Annotated in this window: 23 protein-coding genes and 1 pseudogene; 15 read left to right on the top strand and 9 right to left on the bottom strand. The window is 55.8% G+C overall.

All coding sequences use genetic code 11. The features are described from left to right. Positions 1–8 precede the first annotated feature (8 nt). Positions 9–266: a DUF982 domain-containing protein gene (locus tag FHS21_RS18680; protein ID WP_210283569.1), complete on the top strand. Its 258-nt coding sequence runs from the start codon at positions 9–11 to the stop codon at positions 264–266. A 1-nt stretch (position 267) separates the two neighbouring features. Here FHS21_RS18680 and FHS21_RS18675 read toward each other — a convergent pair whose 3' ends face one another. Together FHS21_RS18675 and FHS21_RS18670 are read right to left on the bottom strand one after the other, a co-directional pair. Continuing rightward, positions 268–897, bottom strand: a complete 630-nt coding sequence (locus tag FHS21_RS18675) for a glutathione S-transferase family protein (protein WP_183663635.1) — start codon at positions 895–897, stop codon at positions 268–270. Between the two features lie 18 nt (positions 898–915). Then, on the bottom strand, positions 916–1,164 hold the full coding sequence (locus FHS21_RS18670; protein WP_112523979.1) for a DUF2188 domain-containing protein: 249 nt from the start codon (positions 1,162–1,164) through the stop codon (positions 916–918). Between the two features lie 306 nt (positions 1,165–1,470). Between FHS21_RS18670 and FHS21_RS18665 the strand changes: the two genes are divergently transcribed. Then, complete coding sequence (locus tag FHS21_RS18665; protein WP_183663633.1) at positions 1,471–2,343, top strand: aldo/keto reductase; 873 nt, start codon at positions 1,471–1,473, stop codon at positions 2,341–2,343. Here FHS21_RS18665 and FHS21_RS18660 read toward each other — a convergent pair. After that, on the bottom strand, positions 2,340–2,810 hold the full coding sequence (locus FHS21_RS18660) for an NUDIX hydrolase (RefSeq protein ID WP_183663631.1): 471 nt from the start codon (positions 2,808–2,810) through the stop codon (positions 2,340–2,342). The genes FHS21_RS18665 and FHS21_RS18660 overlap by 4 nt on opposite strands. A gap of 293 nt (positions 2,811–3,103) precedes the next feature. Here FHS21_RS18660 and FHS21_RS18655 point away from each other — a divergent pair, with 293 nt between their 5' ends. The 8 genes from FHS21_RS18655 (at position 3,104) to FHS21_RS18620 (ending at position 10,589) form a co-directional block, all read left to right on the top strand. Continuing rightward, the gene (locus tag FHS21_RS18655) at positions 3,104–3,361 is read left to right on the top strand and encodes a DUF982 domain-containing protein (protein ID WP_112524224.1); all 258 of its coding nucleotides are present in this window, start codon (positions 3,104–3,106) and stop codon (positions 3,359–3,361) included. Positions 3,362–3,748: 387 nt separating this feature from the next. Continuing rightward, positions 3,749–4,789, top strand: coding sequence for a substrate-binding domain-containing protein (locus FHS21_RS18650; RefSeq protein ID WP_112523969.1), 1,041 nt, complete (start codon positions 3,749–3,751; stop codon positions 4,787–4,789). An 85-nt stretch (positions 4,790–4,874) separates the two neighbouring features. Further along, positions 4,875–6,341 carry a phosphate ABC transporter permease subunit PstC gene (gene pstC, locus FHS21_RS18645; RefSeq protein WP_183663629.1) on the top strand — a complete coding sequence of 489 codons (1,467 nt, stop codon included), beginning with the start codon at positions 4,875–4,877 and terminating at the stop codon, positions 6,339–6,341. Beyond that, on the top strand, positions 6,338–7,657 hold the full coding sequence (gene pstA, locus FHS21_RS18640; protein WP_183663627.1) for a phosphate ABC transporter permease PstA: 1,320 nt from the start codon (positions 6,338–6,340) through the stop codon (positions 7,655–7,657). The genes pstC and pstA overlap by 4 nt, the downstream gene beginning before the upstream one ends. Before the next feature lie 70 nt (positions 7,658–7,727). Beyond that, positions 7,728–8,501 carry a phosphate ABC transporter ATP-binding protein PstB gene (pstB, locus tag FHS21_RS18635; RefSeq protein WP_245426403.1) on the top strand — a complete coding sequence of 258 codons (774 nt, stop codon included), beginning with the start codon at positions 7,728–7,730 and terminating at the stop codon, positions 8,499–8,501. A 22-nt stretch (positions 8,502–8,523) separates the two neighbouring features. Next, positions 8,524–9,255: a phosphate signaling complex protein PhoU gene (phoU, locus tag FHS21_RS18630; protein WP_112523958.1), complete on the top strand. Its 732-nt coding sequence runs from the start codon at positions 8,524–8,526 to the stop codon at positions 9,253–9,255. A 16-nt stretch (positions 9,256–9,271) separates the two neighbouring features. Next, entirely contained in the window at positions 9,272–9,958 is a 687-nt protein-coding gene (gene phoB, locus FHS21_RS18625) for a phosphate regulon transcriptional regulator PhoB (RefSeq protein WP_162701772.1), read from the top strand. Positions 9,959–10,097: 139 nt separating this feature from the next. Next, the gene (locus tag FHS21_RS18620) at positions 10,098–10,589 is read left to right on the top strand and encodes a YciE/YciF ferroxidase family protein (protein WP_112523954.1); all 492 of its coding nucleotides are present in this window, start codon (positions 10,098–10,100) and stop codon (positions 10,587–10,589) included. A 71-nt stretch (positions 10,590–10,660) separates the two neighbouring features. On the opposite strand, the gene FHS21_RS18615 is transcribed toward FHS21_RS18620, so the two are convergent. Both FHS21_RS18615 and FHS21_RS18610 read right to left on the bottom strand, forming a co-directional pair. Then, a complete protein-coding gene (locus tag FHS21_RS18615; protein WP_112523950.1) occupies positions 10,661–11,071 on the bottom strand; it encodes a gamma-glutamylcyclotransferase family protein in 411 nt (136 codons plus the stop codon). Next, complete coding sequence (locus tag FHS21_RS18610) at positions 11,068–11,421, bottom strand: antibiotic biosynthesis monooxygenase family protein (protein WP_112523947.1); 354 nt, start codon at positions 11,419–11,421, stop codon at positions 11,068–11,070. The genes FHS21_RS18615 and FHS21_RS18610 overlap by 4 nt, the downstream gene beginning before the upstream one ends. 189 nt (positions 11,422–11,610) lie before the next feature. Here FHS21_RS18610 and FHS21_RS18600 point away from each other — a divergent pair. Then, a pseudogene (locus tag FHS21_RS18600) lies at positions 11,611–11,775 on the top strand (SDR family oxidoreductase); the annotation flags it as partial. A 418-nt stretch (positions 11,776–12,193) separates the two neighbouring features. On the opposite strand, the gene FHS21_RS18595 reads toward FHS21_RS18600, so the two are convergent. Together FHS21_RS18595 and FHS21_RS18590 are read right to left on the bottom strand one after the other, a co-directional pair. Continuing rightward, complete coding sequence (locus tag FHS21_RS18595) at positions 12,194–12,478, bottom strand: DUF3175 domain-containing protein (RefSeq protein WP_112523939.1); 285 nt, start codon at positions 12,476–12,478, stop codon at positions 12,194–12,196. A 21-nt stretch (positions 12,479–12,499) separates the two neighbouring features. After that, positions 12,500–12,835, bottom strand: a complete 336-nt coding sequence (locus FHS21_RS18590; RefSeq protein ID WP_112523936.1) for a DUF427 domain-containing protein — start codon at positions 12,833–12,835, stop codon at positions 12,500–12,502. Between the two features lie 168 nt (positions 12,836–13,003). Between FHS21_RS18590 and FHS21_RS18585 the strand changes: the two genes are divergently transcribed. Next, positions 13,004–13,318 carry a hypothetical protein gene (locus FHS21_RS18585; RefSeq protein WP_183663623.1) on the top strand — a complete coding sequence of 105 codons (315 nt, stop codon included), beginning with the start codon at positions 13,004–13,006 and terminating at the stop codon, positions 13,316–13,318. A 91-nt stretch (positions 13,319–13,409) separates the two neighbouring features. Here the strand turns inward: FHS21_RS18585 and FHS21_RS18580 are convergent, their stop codons facing one another. Beyond that, positions 13,410–13,559, bottom strand: a complete 150-nt coding sequence (locus FHS21_RS18580) for a hypothetical protein (RefSeq protein WP_162701771.1) — start codon at positions 13,557–13,559, stop codon at positions 13,410–13,412. A 52-nt stretch (positions 13,560–13,611) separates the two neighbouring features. After that, positions 13,612–14,946: a PQQ-dependent sugar dehydrogenase gene (locus FHS21_RS18575; RefSeq protein ID WP_183663621.1), complete on the bottom strand. Its 1,335-nt coding sequence runs from the start codon at positions 14,944–14,946 to the stop codon at positions 13,612–13,614. A gap of 224 nt (positions 14,947–15,170) precedes the next feature. Between FHS21_RS18575 and FHS21_RS18570 the strand changes: the two genes are divergently transcribed. The 3 genes from FHS21_RS18570 (at position 15,171) to FHS21_RS18560 (ending at position 15,920) form a co-directional block, all read left to right on the top strand. Continuing rightward, entirely contained in the window at positions 15,171–15,374 is a 204-nt protein-coding gene (locus FHS21_RS18570) for a hypothetical protein (protein ID WP_158482169.1), read from the top strand. After that, the gene (locus tag FHS21_RS18565; protein WP_162701770.1) at positions 15,374–15,541 is read left to right on the top strand and encodes a hypothetical protein; all 168 of its coding nucleotides are present in this window, start codon (positions 15,374–15,376) and stop codon (positions 15,539–15,541) included. The genes FHS21_RS18570 and FHS21_RS18565 overlap by 1 nt, the downstream gene beginning before the upstream one ends. 289 nt (positions 15,542–15,830) lie before the next feature. Next, on the top strand, positions 15,831–15,920 hold the full coding sequence (locus FHS21_RS18560; RefSeq protein ID WP_100003438.1) for a K(+)-transporting ATPase subunit F: 90 nt from the start codon (positions 15,831–15,833) through the stop codon (positions 15,918–15,920). The last annotated feature ends 82 nt before the right edge of the window (positions 15,921–16,002 follow it).

The following is a 16,002-nucleotide window of genomic DNA, read 5'->3' as shown; positions in this document are numbered from 1 at the left end:
GTTGCGCTATGACCACACCGTTTCCCTCCGTGACCATTGAAATCCAGCCTGCCGGGAAGTCCCGGAACATCGCTTCTGTCCCAGAGGCCGCCGAAGTCCTGTTGATGGACTGGCCAATCCATGATGGCGTCAAACTGAAGGCGGCAAGGCAGAAATGTCTCGATGCGCTCGATGGTAAGGTAACGATTACGGAGTGCCGCTCGGCATTCATCGAAGCGGCCAAAGAAGCTCGCATATTCGTCGACTATCCGGCGAAGAGACTTTAGGTCACGTATCAAAGTTGCGCTTGAGAACGCCTGAGAACATCGGGTTACTGGCTATGTTGTCGGCGATTTCGGTCAGCTTCGGAAAAGATTGCGTGAATTCTTTCCTTCCCGGGCGCCAGTTGCGCATGACTGCAATATAGAGGTCGATCGCACAGAAATCATTGCCGAGGAAACAAGGCGTATCGGCGACATCCTCCACGTGGCCCCACAATGTCTTGCGATATTGATCGACAGTCCGCTTGTAGTCGTCCTGCGCATCTTTTGGCAATTGCCAGCGAGCCGGATCATCGCTGAAGTTCGACGTCGGGTAGATTTCGCTGACGATGTAAATGAGCCATCGCAGGAAGGCCGGCCGTTGTCGGTCGCTGGTTGCAGGCGCGAGTTGTGCATCAGGAAATGCATCGGCCAGATGAAGAATAATCGCTGCGCTTTCCGTCATGACATCGCCGCCCGGCATGATCAGCGTGGGAACCTGCCCGAGCGGGTTCAATTCCAGCAAACGGTCGCGATCGGGGCCCGGCTCGAGATAAGGGATCTCCTCGAGTTCGAATTCAGCGCCTGCCTTGAGCAATGCCAATTCGACGATAACCGACCCGCAACCTTCCGATCCGATGAGAACATACTTGCTCATTGCCGCTTCCTAGCTCCATCAGGTCTTGGCGTCATCCTCGACATCGACTTCAGGCCGGTCACTTCCCCTGACCGATTCCTGATGCCATGTGCCATCTGAAGTCTCATAGCTGATCTGCGCATCCTCGCCGCCAATTTGCTGGCGTTTCGCTGCCTCCCTGGCAGCTCTCAATGCGGCGTCATGGGAGGGAAACTTCTCAGACCAGACGTCTCCGAGCTTGTAGGCCCAACCGCCGTCATGGGCATGGACATGATAGGTGAGATGCATGAAAGTTCTCCCATTTGGACCGGCTGATCTGATCGCACAGTGCAGCATATCAGGCGAAAAGAAAATGAACCGCCGAAGATTTTGTTCCAGTCAAAATCCCGATCGGTGGCAAAGTAAATCTTCAGTGATTTGTCGAACGAATGGCCGCAGAGTTTAATGCAGGTCGTGAACTCATAAATCTGATTGAAATGGTATGAGGCCATCTCGCATCTTCTTGCCGTTTCAGGCGCCTTTTCTACCAGATTTATGAGTTTACGACCTCGCACACTTATCTCACGATAAACCAACCAAGCGAAGGGATGGGACATGTCCAAATCCAATGCAGCGCTTTCGGGCACATTCAGAATTGGCGGAGACATCGAGATCAATCGCCTCGGCTTCGGCGCCATGCGAATTACGGGTCCAGGGATATGGGGTGAACCGGCCGATCGTGCGGAAGCGATCCGCACGTTGAGACTTCCCGAACTTGGCGTCAATTTCATCGATACTGCCGATTCCTACGGTCCCAATGTCTCCGAAGAGTTGATCAGGGAAGCGTTGCATCCCTATCGCGGTATGTTGATCGCAACAAAAGCCGGGCTTGCGCGTACCGGCCCGAACCTGTGGACCCCGCTCGGGCGACCGGAATATTTGATCCAGCAGGCGTATGCAAGCTGCCGCCGGCTTGGTGTGGAACAGATCGGTCTCTGGCAATTGCACCGGATCGATACGAAGGTGCCAGAAGACGAGCAGTTTTCGGCGGTAAGGAAGCTCCTTGATGATGGGGTCATCCGCCATGCCGGCCTGAGCGAGGTGTCGGTTGCCGCCATCAAGGCGGCATCGAAGCATTTTAAAGTGGCGACGGTCCAGAACCGCTATAATCTTGTCGATCGAACCAGCGAGGACGTGCTCGACTATTGCAGCGAAAACAATATCGGTTTCATTCCGTGGTCCCCGCTTGCCGCGGGCGGTCTGGCCAAGCCGGGATCTCTCCTCGACAAGTTGGCTTCGGCTCACGGCGCCGGTCCAAGCCAGATCGCGCTGGCCTGGGTCCTGAAGCGCAGCCCGGTGATGCTGCCAATCCCGGGTACATCCAGGGCGGCGCATCTGGAGGAGAACATAGCAGCCGCGGCAATCGAACTTTCCAGCGAGGAATTCGCCGCGCTCGATGCGGAAGGGAAGGCTTGGAGGGCCGGCTAATCAATCCGGGGCGCAAGCATTTCCTGAAGGCGATCAAGAAGCGGGCGCTGACCCGTTATGATTTTTCGGTGCGCTTCATCGAATGAAAACCACTCCGCGCGGTCGACTTCCGGGAAGGTTTCCTTGCGGCCGCTCCGAGGCGGCCACTCGATTTCAAAGGTATTGCTGACGAGCCCGGCCACGTCGAAATTGCCTTCGAGCGCAAATCCGGTCACAACCTTGCCGCCCGCTTGGCGGATGGAGCCCAGAGACTGGAGTTCCCCATCAAGAACCATGCCTGTTTCCTCGGCAAATTCGCGTCGCGCCGTCAGTTCCGGATCATCGCCTTCGCTATACTCGCCTTTCGGAATAGACCAGGCTGAGAGATCCTTGTTGCGCCAGAAGGGGCCGCCGGGATGGACTAGCAATACCTTGTGATCGTTGCCGTTACCGCGGTACATGAGAATGCCGGCGCTCTGCTTTGCCATGTGTCTCTCCTCTGGTCACTTGATCTGAACCGTTTTGGCAAGCGGGAACGAGAACAACGTCGGAACCAGTAATCCGGCGGGACTATGGAACGACTGAAATAGGTGTATCGTCCGAATTGGGGTATTGCGGGGTAAATGCAAATCTGAGATCATCGCTCATCCTAGAAGTCCAAATAAAAAGACCAGGGAACAGGAGGAAACATAGTTCGTAATTCTCGATGGAGTACAACTATGATTTCGAATTCAAGCTACGCAAATATCGCTGTTTCGTACAAAACGGGGGGCAGCGGGTCATGAACGACAAGTCTTTTTCATCTCCAGTACTGATCAGCCTCGGTGCCATGGGGCTTCGCCTCGTCTCTTCGGCATGGGAGGCATTGGAGTGTCTCAAGAACCAATGGCCGCAGCAGGATGGGGTCGAATACCGGCGTGCCACGCGAATGTGCCGGGATGCCCTAGAAGGCTGGATGCCGCCGGCAAAGGCGAGGCAAGCATTCGTCATTGCCGCGCAGCGCGCGGGTGTGTTGATAGGCAAGCCCACGTTGAAATGAGCTGAAGTGGCGTGAGGTTGCTGCAGCGGATACGCCTGTCTCGCGCCGTCCGCATGGGCGCGAGAATTAGAGTCCTGACCGTCTTTTGCACTAGCGCAGAGATGACGCAGCTGTGCAAAGCGGCTTTCGTCGCTTACGGTTGTAAAAGCTGTCGCAATTCACCCGAAGGATGTTATTGAAATCGTTGAATCTTTGACGGTCATCGCCCTCGGATACGATGGGCACAGCCGGCTTACAATTCATTTAATTGAACAATTTCAATTCGTTAAGGCGCGTATTTCCGCGACCCTCCCCTTGTGACCAAACTGTAATATATCTGTCACATGACTGTTATAAACCTTCTGTAGACAGCGCTTACTTGAACAGTTTTCTAACGGGAGTAAAACGATGAACAAGCTTCTAACTACAGCTGCAGTGCTTGCGATCGCCGTAGGCGCGTCCACGGTTGCAGCGTCTGCACGCGACCAGGTCCAGGTCTCGGGCTCTTCGACGGTCCTGCCATACGCCAAGATCGTTGCCGAAACCTTCGGTGAAACATATCCGAATTTCAAGACGCCAGTCGTTGAATCCGGTGGTTCCGGCGCAGGCATCAAGGAATTCTGCAAGGGCGTTGGCGAAGACACGGTCGACATTGCCAATTCATCCCGCCCAATCAAGGAAAGTGAATTGAAGTCTTGCGCCGATGCAGGCGTCAAAGACGTCGAGGAAATCCGCATTGGCTACGATGGCATCGTTTTCGCCACCGACATCAAGGGTCCGGATTGGGCTTTGGCACCGAAGGACATTTACACAGCGCTTGCCGCCCAGATCGTTGTTGACGGCAAGCTCGCCGACAATCCAAACACCAAGTGGAACCAGGTGAACCCGGCCCTCCCGGACTGGGATATTGCCGCTTACATTCCTGGCGAAAAGCACGGCACACGCGAAGTTTTCGAAGAGAAGCTGATGACCGGTGGCTGTAAAGCTACTGGGGCTGCCGATGCGATCAAGAAGCTCGGCCTTGACGAAAAGGCCGCCGCTGCTGCCTGCGTCAAGATCCGCAAGGATGGCAAGGCAATCGATATCGATGGCGATTATCCGGAAACGCTGGCTCGTATCGATGCCAACAAGACCGGCGTTGGCGTCTTCGGCCTCGCATTCTATGAAAACAATGCCGACAAGCTGAAGGTTGCTACGGTTGAAGGTGTCGTTCCGAGCACGGAAACCATTTCTTCCGGCAAATATCCGGTTTCGCGCCCGCTGTTCTTCTACGTCAAGAAGGCTCATCTCGGTGTCATTCCTGGTCTGAAGGAATATGTCGACTTCTTCCTCAACGATCAGATGATCGGCCCGGACAGCCCGCTCGTCGAGTACGGCCTGGTTGCCGCCCCGGATACAGAACGCAAAGCCCAGCGCGATGCATTTGCTGCCGGTACAACAATGAAGTAAGCTTCGGCTTACGTAAACGGGCGGCTTCGGCTGCCCGTTTATCTTTTTAATTGACGTGAATTTTGCGGGACGGGGAAGATCCTAGATGTCCACTTTAATGGTGCTTGTGATTGTCATAGCGATTGCCGCGGCAGGATACTTCATCGGTCGCCAGCGCGCTGTCAGCAAAGAGGGCGGAAACGTCAAGCCGCATTCCCTGCCGCATTATCATGGATGGTGGGTTTTCCTGGCTTCTGCGCTCCCGGCTATCCTTTTTATCGCGGTGTGGGCTGCCGGAACCGGGGTCTACCTGGAGCGGTCAGCCATTGCCGAGCTGCCACCACGCACTGCCGACACTGTCATCGCCAGCCAAAGCCTTGAGCTTGGCATGGTCAGCGGGATTGCTCGCGGCCTGGACAGGCTTAGCGATGCAGAACGGGCCAATCTTCCGCAAACCTTTGCAGAGTTGCAGCCGCTTCTCGCCAACAAGGGTGTGGCGCTTGCGACCGAGGGTCAGGACTATATGATCCCCATCGCCACCGAGTGGAACAGGAACACCGCCTGGGCAAGCAGGATTGGCGGAATTGTCGCGATAGTGCTGGCACTTGCCGGCGCGGTCTTCGGCCTCTCCGGCGTCCACGTCCGGGCGCGGGCCCGTAACAATGTGGAACGTGTTATCCTTGGCGCGCTCATCGCGGCGTCGGCTATCGCCATTCTCACCACCATCGGCATCATCCTCTCGATGCTTTTCCAGACAATAACCTTCTTCCAATCGGTATCGCCTTCGACGTTCTTCTTCGGCACGGTCTGGGATCCGCGCTTTGCAGCGGCGGGTTCCGGCGGTTCACAAGGGCAGTTCGGCCTGATCCCTCTGCTCGCCGGCACGCTTTATATCGCGTTCGTTGCCATGCTGTTCGCCGTCCCGGTGGGCCTGTTCGCCGCCATCTATATGGCGGAATATGCAAGCCGCAGCGTACGTTCCGTCGTCAAGCCGCTGCTTGAGGTGCTGGCCGGTATCCCGACGATCGTCTATGGCTTCTTCGCGCTCGTCACAGTCGGTCCATTCCTGCGCGATCTCAGTGCAGCACTTTCCGGTGGTTATGCCTTTATCCAGGCGCAGAGCGTTTTGACTGCAGGCATCGTCATGGGTGTCATGCTGATCCCCTTCGTCTCGTCGCTTTCCGATGACATCATCACCGCGGTTCCTGGTTCGCTGCGCGATGGATCGCTGGGTCTCGGTTCGACCAAGTCCGAAACAATCCGCCGTGTTGTTCTTCCGGCAGCCTTGCCGGGCATCGTGGGCGCGCTGCTTTTGACCGCGTCGCGCGCCATCGGCGAAACCATGATCGTTGTGCTGGCTGCCGGCGTTGCCGCCAACCTCAACATCAACCCTTTCGAAGCGATGACGACGATCACCGTCAAGATCGTCAATCAGTTGACGGGCGATCTCGAATTCAATTCACCGCAAACCCTGGTGGCGTTTGCCTTGGGCCTCACCCTCTTTTTCATCACTCTGGCGATGAACATCTTTGCGCTCTACATCGTGCGTAAGTATCGGGAGCAGTACGAATGACCGACATAGCCCTCAATCCCGCTGCACCAGCATCTGCACGTCCGGCGCGCCGTGACATCGGGCTGAAGCGCCGTTATGCCGCCGAACGCCGTTTCAAGCTCTACGGTATCACCGCGATTGCCATCGGTCTCTTCTTCCTGGTCGCCTTGATGTATTCGGTGTTTTCCAACGGTTACACGGCCTTCTGGCAGACCGAGGTCAATCTCGCGATCAATCTCGACCCGAAGATTATCGATCCCGACAACAAGCGCGCGACTGATCCGAACGTCCTGCTGACAGCCAATTATCCGATCCTGGCACGCAATGCACTGGCGGAAAAATTGGGCGTGCCAGCGACGAACAAGCCTGCAATGCGTGAACTCGGCAAGCTGTTTTCGGAAGGGGTGCGCGGACAATTGCGCGACCTCGTCGTCGCCAATCCTTCGCTTATTGGCACGACGCAGAGCGTCTGGGTGCTGACTGGTGCGGATATCGACTCCGCCTTCAAGGGCCAGATCGATCTGACCGTCGATCAGACCCGCCGCAAGGTTTCTGACCAGCAGGTCGAGTGGATGAACAAGCTGAAGGGTGAGCGCGCGATGTCCCAGCGCTTCAATACCGGCCTCTTCACCTATGGCGCGTCGAGCCGCCCCGAGACATCTGGTCTTGGTGTTGCGCTCATCGGCTCGCTCTACATGATGCTGATCGTCCTGTGTCTCTCCCTGCCAATTGGTGTCGCAGCGTCCATCTATCTTGAGGAGTACGCCAAGAAGAACCGGCTGACGGACATCATCGAAGTCAATATCAATAATCTCGCGGCTGTTCCGTCGATCGTGTTCGGCCTTCTTGGATTGGCCGTCTTCATCAACTTCTTCCACATGCCTCGCTCGGCCTCGCTGGTCGGCGGTATGGTGCTGACGCTGATGACATTGCCAACGATCATCATCGCAACGCGCGCAGCGCTGCGAGCCGTTCCGCCATCGATCCGCGCGGCGGCTCTGGGCGTCGGAGCGTCGAAGACCCAGATGGTTTTCCACCACGTCCTGCCGCTGGCCGCCCCCGGCATCCTGACTGGCACGATCATCGGTCTCGCGCACGCGCTCGGGGAAACGGCGCCGCTGCTTCTGATCGGCATGGTCGCTTTCGTCGCCAACAGTCCAGTAACGCCGCTCGATCCTTCCACGGCGCTGCCAGTGCAGATCTACATGTGGGCCAACGAGGCGGAGCGCGCCTTTGTCGAGCGGACGTCTGGCGCTATCATCGTGTTGTTGATTTTCCTCGCGGTCATGAACATCACAGCTATCATTCTGCGTCGCCGCTTCGAGCGGCGGTGGTAACGGGTCGGGAAAGGCTCTAATTATGAACCTGATGACGGAACGAAATCTCGAAAAAGCGGTAAACGACAAAATGAGCGCTCAGGGAAATGCGATCAAGATGCAGGGCAAGGACGTCACCGTCCACTATGGTGACAAGCAAGCCCTGTTCGGTGTCAGCCTCGATGTGCCGGAGAAGATGGTAACGGCCCTGATCGGCCCCTCGGGCTGCGGCAAGTCCACATTCCTGCGCAGCCTGAACCGCATGAACGACACGATCGAAGGCTGCAAGGTCGGCGGCCTTCTTACGCTCGATGACGAGGACATCTACAATCCAAAAATCGACGTGGTGGAGTTGCGTGCCCGCGTTGGCATGGTTTTCCAGAAGCCCAATCCCTTCCCGAAGTCGATCTTCGAGAACGTGGCTTATGGCCCGCGTATTCATGGTCTTGCCAAGAACCGCCAGCAACTCGATGAAATTGTCGAGAAGAGCCTGCGCCGTGCCAGCCTGTTCGAAGAGGTGAAAGATCGCCTGCACGAAGCGGGTACAGGTCTTTCCGGCGGCCAGCAGCAGCGCCTTTGCATTGCGCGCGCCATCGCCGTCAGTCCGGAAGTCATCCTGATGGATGAGCCGTGCTCAGCGCTAGATCCCATCGCCACCGCCAAGGTGGAGGAACTGATCGACGAATTGCGCGAGAATTATACGATCGTCATCGTGACGCACTCGATGCAGCAGGCGGCACGCGTATCACAGCGCACCGCGATGTTCCATCTGGGCAATCTCGTTGAGGTAGGTGATACGGAAATGATGTTCACCAGCCCGACGGAAAAGCGCACGCAAGACTACATCACCGGACGCTTCGGCTGATCACGGGAAAGAGGTTAATATCATGACCGAACAGACAGCTCAGCACACCGTCCGTTCCTACGACGAAGAACTGAAATTCCTGACGCACAAGATCGCCGAGATGGGCGGGCATGCGGAACGCATGGTCGAGCAGGCCGTCGCTGCCATGGTCAATTCGGACAATGCGTTGGCACAGCGGGTGATCTCGGACGATTTGATCCTTGATGCCGGTCAACGCGAGATCGACGAAAAGGCGATTACCATCATCGGCAAGCGCCAGCCCATGGCTATCGACCTGCGTGAAGTCATAGGCACGATCCGCATTTCATCGGATCTGGAACGCATCGGCGATCTTGGCAAGAACATTGCCAAGCGCGTGGTTGCGGTCACCGATACCAGGCAGACACTTTCGGTCTATCGCGGGTTGCAGACGATCGCCGAACTGGCTTTGACGCAGCTCAAGGACGTACTCGACGCCTACGCCACACGTTCGGTCGCGCAGGTCAATATCGTGCGCGAGCGCGACGACGAGATCGATGCACTCTATACGTCATTGTTCCGCGAACTTCTGACCTACATGATGGAAGATCCGCGCAATATCTCCGCCTGCACGCATCTACTTTTCTGTGCAAAGAACATCGAACGCATCGGCGATCATGCGACGAATATAGCAGAGACAGTTTATTATATTGTGACGGGAACGCAGCTTCCGGCAGAGCGCCCGAAGGAAGATCAATCCCACACAATCGTAGTGGATGAACCTCTCGCGTCCTAGTTTTCAAAGGTAGAAAATGGCTATAGCTCCCAAAATCACCGTTGTGGAAGACGAGGAAGCCTTGAGCGTCCTCCTCAGGTACAATCTTGAAGCTGAAGGCTATGCAGTCGAGACGATCGCGCGCGGCGACGAAGCGGAAATAGCTTTGCGAGAGAAAGTGCCGGATCTGTTGATCCTGGACTGGATGCTGCCCGGCCTTTCCGGCATCGAATTGTGCCGGCGACTGAGAGCAAGGCGCGAAACGGAAATCCTGCCGATCATCATGCTGACGGCACGCGGCGAGGAAAGCGAGCGGGTGCGCGGCCTTGCGACCGGCGCGGACGATTATATGGTCAAGCCGTTCTCTACACCGGAGCTGCTTGCTCGCATCAAATCCATGCTGCGCCGGGTCAATCCAAGCCTTCTGTCGCATGTGCTGAGCTTTGGCGACCTCAAGCTCGACCGCGAGCAACACCGCGTCTACCGCAAGGAACGCGAACTCAAACTCGGCCCGACGGAATTCCGTCTCCTGGAATTCCTGATGCAATCTCCCGGCCGTGTCTTTTCGCGCGGTCAGCTGCTCGACAATGTTTGGGGCGCCGACATCTATGTAGATGACCGCACCGTCGACGTGCATGTCGGGCGCTTGCGCAAGGCTATCAATATTGGTCGCTCCATCGATCCGATCCGCACAGTGCGCGGCGCGGGATATTCATTCGGCTAATTTATTACAGGCGACGGGTTATCTTTCCAGTCAGACCAAGGAACCATTGTCCAGCACCTTCGTTACTCCCGCGGTCGATTACTTGCGCAACGTCAGATTGCGTTAATCGCGAAACCGCCAAACGAATGGGAGTCTTACAATGGCCGAGAAGACACTGGACAAACTCTTTCATGAAACTCTGAAGGATATCTACTACGCCGAGCGCAAGATTTTAAAAGCCCTGCCGAAAATGGCAAAGGGGGCGGCGTCCCCGCAACTAAAAGCTGCTTTCGAGAAGCATAGGGACGAGACGGAAGTCCATGTCGAGCGTCTGCAACAGGTTTTCGAAATTTTCGGCAAGCGTGCACAGGGCAAGACTTGCGAGGCCATAGAAGGTATTATCGCCGAGGGCGAGGAAATTCTGGACGAATTCAAGGATCAACCTGCTCTGGATGCCGGATTGGCATCCGCAGCTCAAGCCGTTGAACATTATGAGATCGCGCGATACGGAACCTTGGCGCGCTGGGCCGGAGATTTGAATATGCCCGACGCGAAGAAACTGCTGGGAGCAACCTTGCAGGAGGAAATCGCCACCGACGCCGCGCTGTCGAAACTGGCCGAAGGCTCACTCAACCGGGCAGCGGCTGCCTGACTATCTGCAAAACGCTCCGAAAAAAAAGAAAAATGATCCAGAAAGCCCGTCATCCAGTGGCGGGCTTTTCTCTATTTCTGCCGTTCCCATGGAGGGATGAACCTTCCATCCAGATATTCATCCAGGTAGCCGGAATGAACCGGGATGGCGAGATCTGGCGATTTGAGGAATGCAAACGCCCAGCCTGCGAGGTTGCCGTCTTCATCGCAGATTTTGATCGACTTGCGAAAATTGCCGGGCAAGCCAACGGATTCGAGTGCGTCCAGAAGAGGCAATTGGCTTTCGGCAATGTCGTAGAGTTCGCCTTTTACGCGAAAACCGGTGCCCGGCAAATCCAGCATCATCGGAGCAAACCAGGATCCGGCAATGAGCATGGGAAATCGCTCGACCGTGCGGCAATTTCCCAGAAACACGGCATCATTCAGGCCGTGGGCATGCAGCGGGAAACCTTTCTTTAAAGTGCCGAAGGCGAATATTCTCATCGGAAGTCTGCAACGAATTTGCCAAATCCAGTCAGGCCGTGAGCCGAACGGATTTTGAGAACTTGTATGTGGGTAGGCAGCTCGATCAGGAATTCACTGTCCCGGGCGAGATGATGGATGCTGTTGGGGTCGCCTCCAGTGAAGTGCGCCATCGACTCCACGTCCTCCCAATAAGAGATCGTCATGAACTCGGTCTCGTCCTCCCGGTCCTCCCGCAGGGTCTGAACCCCGAGCGCTTTTTCGATCAGCGGCTTGATGCCAGCTTCGTAATTATACGCCTCGTATTCATCCGCGTGTTCCGGCTGGGTTCGGCCACGCCAAATGCGGGCAATCGTCGGTTGTTTGGTCATCGGTCGTCCCTCGGTTGTGCTGTTGGTCGAAAACGCCAGATGGAAGCAGATAGTTCCTCCATTGCAGCATGAACAATTCGGATGCTTGGGGGGTAGCATCAGATGCGATGAAGGAGATTCAGATGACAAAGAAACTGGTCGAGAAGGAAGGAAGACGTTGTATCGTCATCGTCATCGTCATCGCCACGTCCGCAAGCAAGGGAGGCAAGGGACGTCTCGAAGTTCGGTTCAAATACGCCGATGAAGCGACCCGCCCAGCCTGAAGAGCTGGCACCCGCCTATGTATTCCTGGCGTCGTCCCATTGCTCAAGCTACATTACTGGCGAGATTCTGCCCGTGGTTGGCGGCTATTGAGGAGGGCGGCACTCATGGCGCTCTAGCCTACCTCATCGGGTTTCAGAGGCTTGGGTGCGTTTTCGTTGGCTGCACCGTGAAAAATTTGCCCGGGCTCATCAAGCCGGGTAATCATACCTTTTTCCATGCGGAAAACACCGTGTTGCCCACCCTGGCGGGCAAAATCGGTCTCTAGATCGCCCCATGAGCCAAGAAAATTGCCGCAGGAACTACAGTGTATCGGCGAATTTGAATTTATGTCTGCAGGTATGTCCAGATAGATTGTACCACAGTTTGCGCATTCCAATTTGTGGTCCAGCCTTTGGCCCATCCAAGTACCCCTTCGCATTGCATGCAAGACAACATTACGCCGTTTGTAAACAAGCGCAATTATATGTCTAGCAGCAGACAAAGCAGCTCATGTTGCCGGATCGCACCTTCAGGTACGGCCAAATTCCCTCCTCAGTTCGTCTTTGGCACGCTCCAATACATTCTTTTGTTTGTCGGGTAAGTTGTGGCCGGCACGGTTGATATAGAACGTCAACATCGACATCGCGGACCGGTAAGGACTTGATTTTCGTCGGTCCGACGCTTCTGCGGACCGCTTCAGCGAGACGGCAATCTTGTGCGGGTCGTGCTGTTCGAAAACATGGGCTTCAAGGTCGAGCGCGTCACTATTCTCGGTGACATCCTTTGACCATTTCTCTTTTGGCTTGCCGGCCATTTTGAAACCTCCAGTGATCGTTCACTCGAATGTTACTTTCTTTGGATCGAATGCTGCATGATCCCGGATTGCAGCGACGTCCGGTATGGGGTCTTCATAAGCCCACATGGCATCGCTGGCCGACTCGCCCTGACCTGTGACCCGCCAGTAGGAGGCGTTGCCCTTCCAAGGGCATTTCGTGCTGGTTTCGGTCTTTTCGAGATGGGCGAAATAGATATCGTCGAAGGGGATATAGAGAACTGGATTGTGTCCGGGTTCCAGTAATTCCAATGCCCGTTCCGTCGAAGCTATTACGACATTGTGAAATCGTACGGTCACGGGGTGAGAATATGGTTTGATCGTGATGCCGCTATCCATGGTCTATTCCTTTTTTGCAATTGACTGACCGGAGCTTCGTTGAGTTTTAAGCCGCAAGGAAGCAAAATGTTCCCGGCGAATGAAAAAGTGAACGAACCGTACCGAGTCTATTCTTCACGGGAACCCGGGTACTTTTGACGCGTTAAAAAAGCATAGGAGAAATACCCCATGACGGAGACCAGATTGCTTACGGACCATCAAGAGATACGAGACTGGGCGGCGGCGCGATCCGGCATACCCGCCATTCGCGATGCAGAAGAACTGATTGGAAGCGACGAACCCGTGCTCTCCATCCGGTTCGGCCAGCATGCCTATGAGGATGATGACCACCAGGGCGCGGATCGTCCTGAGGATTTCGGCGGGCCGCGTCTCGTAGAATGGGATGAATGGTTCGCCCTGTTCGATCAGGAAGGCCTCGGTCTCGTGGTTGCGGAGGACGTGCCAGGCCAACGCGACGAGTTTCACGAAATCATTCGCAGATAGGCGCCGGATAGATCGCTGTGGACAAGCTATTGGCGGGCGAACGTCTCACCGCAAACTCCTTGAGCGAACTCAGATCCGAGGCCAGCTGCTACTACTCTTCATGATAGATGCGGTCGGTGGCCCGATCGCGGGCTTCCCGTTCATAACGGCTCAGCCGGCGCTGCCTCATTCCGAGTGCCAGCAACAGGCCCAATATGAAGGGCCCACCAATTAGTATCAGAAGCCATGAATACTCAGCCATGGTTGCACTCCCGTTTCGGCTCTAACCGACGAGCGCACAATAGGTTCCCGATTCACGGCGCGGAGGGTGTGACTCGCCATATGGTGTTGCCAACATCGTCCGCCACCAGAAGAGCGCCGGCCTTGTCGACGGCAACGCCTACCGGACGACCGAGAGCCTTATCGCCATCGACAAAGCCCGTCAGGATATCTTGCGGAGGTCCATTCGGCTTGCCGTTGCTGAAAGGAACGAAGATGACCTTGTATCCGCTGCGGGGCTGGCGGTTCCAGGAGCCATGCTGGCCGACAAACGCGCCGTTTTTGTATTCAGGGCCAAACAGTGAACCGGTATAGAACGTCAAACCCAGCGAAGCCGTATGTGGCCCAAGTGCATAATCCGGCTTTATCGCTGAGGCGACAAGCTCCGGGTTTTGCGGGCTGACCCGCACATCGACGTTCTGGCCGTAGTAGCTGTATGGCCAGCCATAAAACCCGCCATCCTTGACCGATGTCATATAGTCCGGGACAAGATCGCTGCCGATCTCGTCGCGCTCATTGACCGCGACCCAGAGTGCGCCATTGTCGGGGTTCCAGGACAGTCCATTCGGGTTTCGCAGACCCCACGCAAACAGCCTGGTTTTTTTCGTGTTCAGGTCGATCTCGAGGACGGCGGCCCGGTTGGCTTCCGCGTCGATGCCGTTCTCGCCGACATTGCTGTTCGATCCGACCGTCGCATAGAGTTTTGTCCCGTCGGCGCTGGCGATCACATCTTTCGTCCAGTGGTGATTGATCGGGCCGCCTGGCAGATTCGCGATCTTTTCGGGTGCCGCGGTTATTTTGGTCTCGCCATCGCTATAGGGATAAGCGACGATCGCATCGGTATTGGCGATGTAGAGCTTGCCGCCAGAAAGGGCCATCCCAAACGGCGAATTCAGGTTCTCAAGAAACGGCTCCTTTGTCTCGGCCACGCCGTCATTGTCGGCATCGCGCAGTAGCGTGATGCGGTTCGGGCTTGTCACCCCCGCACCAGCCCTGCCCATGACGAGGCCTTCGACCCAACTGCGGATGCTGAAGGATTGGTTCTGCCGGGCGGGCGCATTGGTTTCGGCTACAAGCACATCGCCATTGGGCAGGACATGCAGCCAGCGCGGATGGTCAAGGTCCTTGGCGAAGACGTTGACTTTCATCCCTGCAGCAACTGTCGGCGTTTTGCCTTCCGGCCAAGAGGAAGCCTCGGCGATGTTGACCGTGGTGATGGGTTTGGGATTGGGCGGAGGCAAGGTCGGGTCGGGGCCGTATCCCTGTTCAACGGGAATTGTCGCGGACTCCCGCGAATAGAAGTAGACGCCGGCCGCCGCGAGCAGTGCGAGCACCAGCAACGCACCTATGATGAGAAAGGCAGTTTTCATGGCTGACCCTTGAATGGAGACCCTGGAGTTGTGCAACGCACGAAAATAAACAAAGTTGCCGCGAGCGCTGCGGCAAACTGGCGTGTTCGTTTCGTCGTTTGCTCACTACGCCGTTTTTATATCTTTGCCCTTGCAGTCCAATCGAAAAAATATTCATCCCCTTCTATCCTCGCGCTGTGGATTTGTCCGACCGTCAAACCACGGCAATCAGAAGGATGAATACGATGCTTCCGCGTTCAGGAATCTATTATGCAGCCCAGCATATGCACCATGCACAGCGGGTCACCTTGCCCCCGCATAAAATCCAAGACTCTGAAATCACCTCCGCAGGCTACCGGGAGGAACTTGGTGTTTTCCTGCGCCTTTGGTTGGTCATCCTTGCGGGCGTGGCCGTCATCCTGTTGAGCAGCTGGCTGGTGACAGGGTGATGCGCGAAATATCACGAAATGCGGCTTCAGAGAGGTCTGAAGCCGAGGTCAAAGAACCGGACGGTCTGGCAGGAGACATCAAATCCATCAGATCTCTCATTCCGCTCGCGCTGGGGATGCTTGTCCTCATGGCAGCTCTTGCCTCCCTGATGAAAATCCTGCCCTGATCAACCAGTACTCATCGGCCTCAGCCTCAGTAAATTTCAAATCCTTATAGTTTTTTTATTTCTTCTCCCTTTGTCCCGTCTCGAACTTTTATGGCGTTCCAAGCCATATTCCGCTGCGATCAGCGAGCTTGGCGGTGTTGCCACTGCCCCATCTGATTGGACCATTTATGCAATCAATAAGGAGTTCTATCGATGGACATTGTTGTTCTCGCGATAGGTATTTTGTTCTTCGTCCTCTCGCTGGCTTACACCAAAGCCTGCGATAATCTGTGATGGCGAGGATTAGCAAATGACTATCGATTATATTCTCGGCGGCGCTGTAACGTTGTTCCTCCTCGCCTACCTCACCTATGCCCTCGTTCGTCCGGAGCGCTTCTAAGAGACCGTTGATTACTCCAGCTTGACGGGCATCTGATGCGGTTCTCTTCGCTTCCGGTGCTCATGGACGAAAATGTCCACTG

The organism is Phyllobacterium trifolii (assembly GCF_014192095.1).
GTDB lineage: Bacteria > Pseudomonadota > Alphaproteobacteria > Rhizobiales > Rhizobiaceae > Phyllobacterium > Phyllobacterium trifolii.
The sequence above is the reverse complement of the archived record's forward strand: the minus strand, read 5'-3'. Positions and strand labels throughout refer to the sequence as shown.

Excerpts from the sequence above, each read along its gene's own strand:
- FHS21_RS18680 (WP_210283569.1), top strand. The coding sequence starts at position 9 with ATGACCACACCGTTTCCCTCCGTGACCATTGAAATCCAGCCTGCCGGG.
- FHS21_RS18675 (WP_183663635.1), bottom strand. The coding sequence starts at position 897 with ATGAGCAAGTATGTTCTCATCGGATCGGAAGGTTGCGGGTCGGTTATC.
- FHS21_RS18670 (WP_112523979.1), bottom strand. The coding sequence starts at position 1,164 with ATGCATCTCACCTATCATGTCCATGCCCATGACGGCGGTTGGGCCTAC.
- FHS21_RS18665 (WP_183663633.1), top strand. The coding sequence starts at position 1,471 with ATGTCCAAATCCAATGCAGCGCTTTCGGGCACATTCAGAATTGGCGGA.
- FHS21_RS18660 (WP_183663631.1), bottom strand. The coding sequence starts at position 2,810 with ATGGCAAAGCAGAGCGCCGGCATTCTCATGTACCGCGGTAACGGCAAC.
- FHS21_RS18655 (WP_112524224.1), top strand. The coding sequence starts at position 3,104 with ATGAACGACAAGTCTTTTTCATCTCCAGTACTGATCAGCCTCGGTGCC.
- FHS21_RS18650 (WP_112523969.1), top strand. The coding sequence starts at position 3,749 with ATGAACAAGCTTCTAACTACAGCTGCAGTGCTTGCGATCGCCGTAGGC.
- pstC (WP_183663629.1), top strand. The coding sequence starts at position 4,875 with ATGTCCACTTTAATGGTGCTTGTGATTGTCATAGCGATTGCCGCGGCA.
- pstA (WP_183663627.1), top strand. The coding sequence starts at position 6,338 with ATGACCGACATAGCCCTCAATCCCGCTGCACCAGCATCTGCACGTCCG.
- pstB (WP_245426403.1), top strand. The coding sequence starts at position 7,728 with ATGAGCGCTCAGGGAAATGCGATCAAGATGCAGGGCAAGGACGTCACC.
- phoU (WP_112523958.1), top strand. The coding sequence starts at position 8,524 with ATGACCGAACAGACAGCTCAGCACACCGTCCGTTCCTACGACGAAGAA.
- phoB (WP_162701772.1), top strand. The coding sequence starts at position 9,272 with ATGGCTATAGCTCCCAAAATCACCGTTGTGGAAGACGAGGAAGCCTTG.
- FHS21_RS18620 (WP_112523954.1), top strand. The coding sequence starts at position 10,098 with ATGGCCGAGAAGACACTGGACAAACTCTTTCATGAAACTCTGAAGGAT.
- FHS21_RS18615 (WP_112523950.1), bottom strand. The coding sequence starts at position 11,071 with ATGAGAATATTCGCCTTCGGCACTTTAAAGAAAGGTTTCCCGCTGCAT.
- FHS21_RS18610 (WP_112523947.1), bottom strand. The coding sequence starts at position 11,421 with ATGACCAAACAACCGACGATTGCCCGCATTTGGCGTGGCCGAACCCAG.
- FHS21_RS18595 (WP_112523939.1), bottom strand. The coding sequence starts at position 12,478 with ATGGCCGGCAAGCCAAAAGAGAAATGGTCAAAGGATGTCACCGAGAAT.
- FHS21_RS18590 (WP_112523936.1), bottom strand. The coding sequence starts at position 12,835 with ATGGATAGCGGCATCACGATCAAACCATATTCTCACCCCGTGACCGTA.
- FHS21_RS18585 (WP_183663623.1), top strand. The coding sequence starts at position 13,004 with ATGACGGAGACCAGATTGCTTACGGACCATCAAGAGATACGAGACTGG.
- FHS21_RS18580 (WP_162701771.1), bottom strand. The coding sequence starts at position 13,559 with ATGGCTGAGTATTCATGGCTTCTGATACTAATTGGTGGGCCCTTCATA.
- FHS21_RS18575 (WP_183663621.1), bottom strand. The coding sequence starts at position 14,946 with ATGAAAACTGCCTTTCTCATCATAGGTGCGTTGCTGGTGCTCGCACTG.
- FHS21_RS18570 (WP_158482169.1), top strand. The coding sequence starts at position 15,171 with ATGCTTCCGCGTTCAGGAATCTATTATGCAGCCCAGCATATGCACCAT.
- FHS21_RS18565 (WP_162701770.1), top strand. The coding sequence starts at position 15,374 with ATGCGCGAAATATCACGAAATGCGGCTTCAGAGAGGTCTGAAGCCGAG.
- FHS21_RS18560 (WP_100003438.1), top strand. The coding sequence starts at position 15,831 with ATGACTATCGATTATATTCTCGGCGGCGCTGTAACGTTGTTCCTCCTC.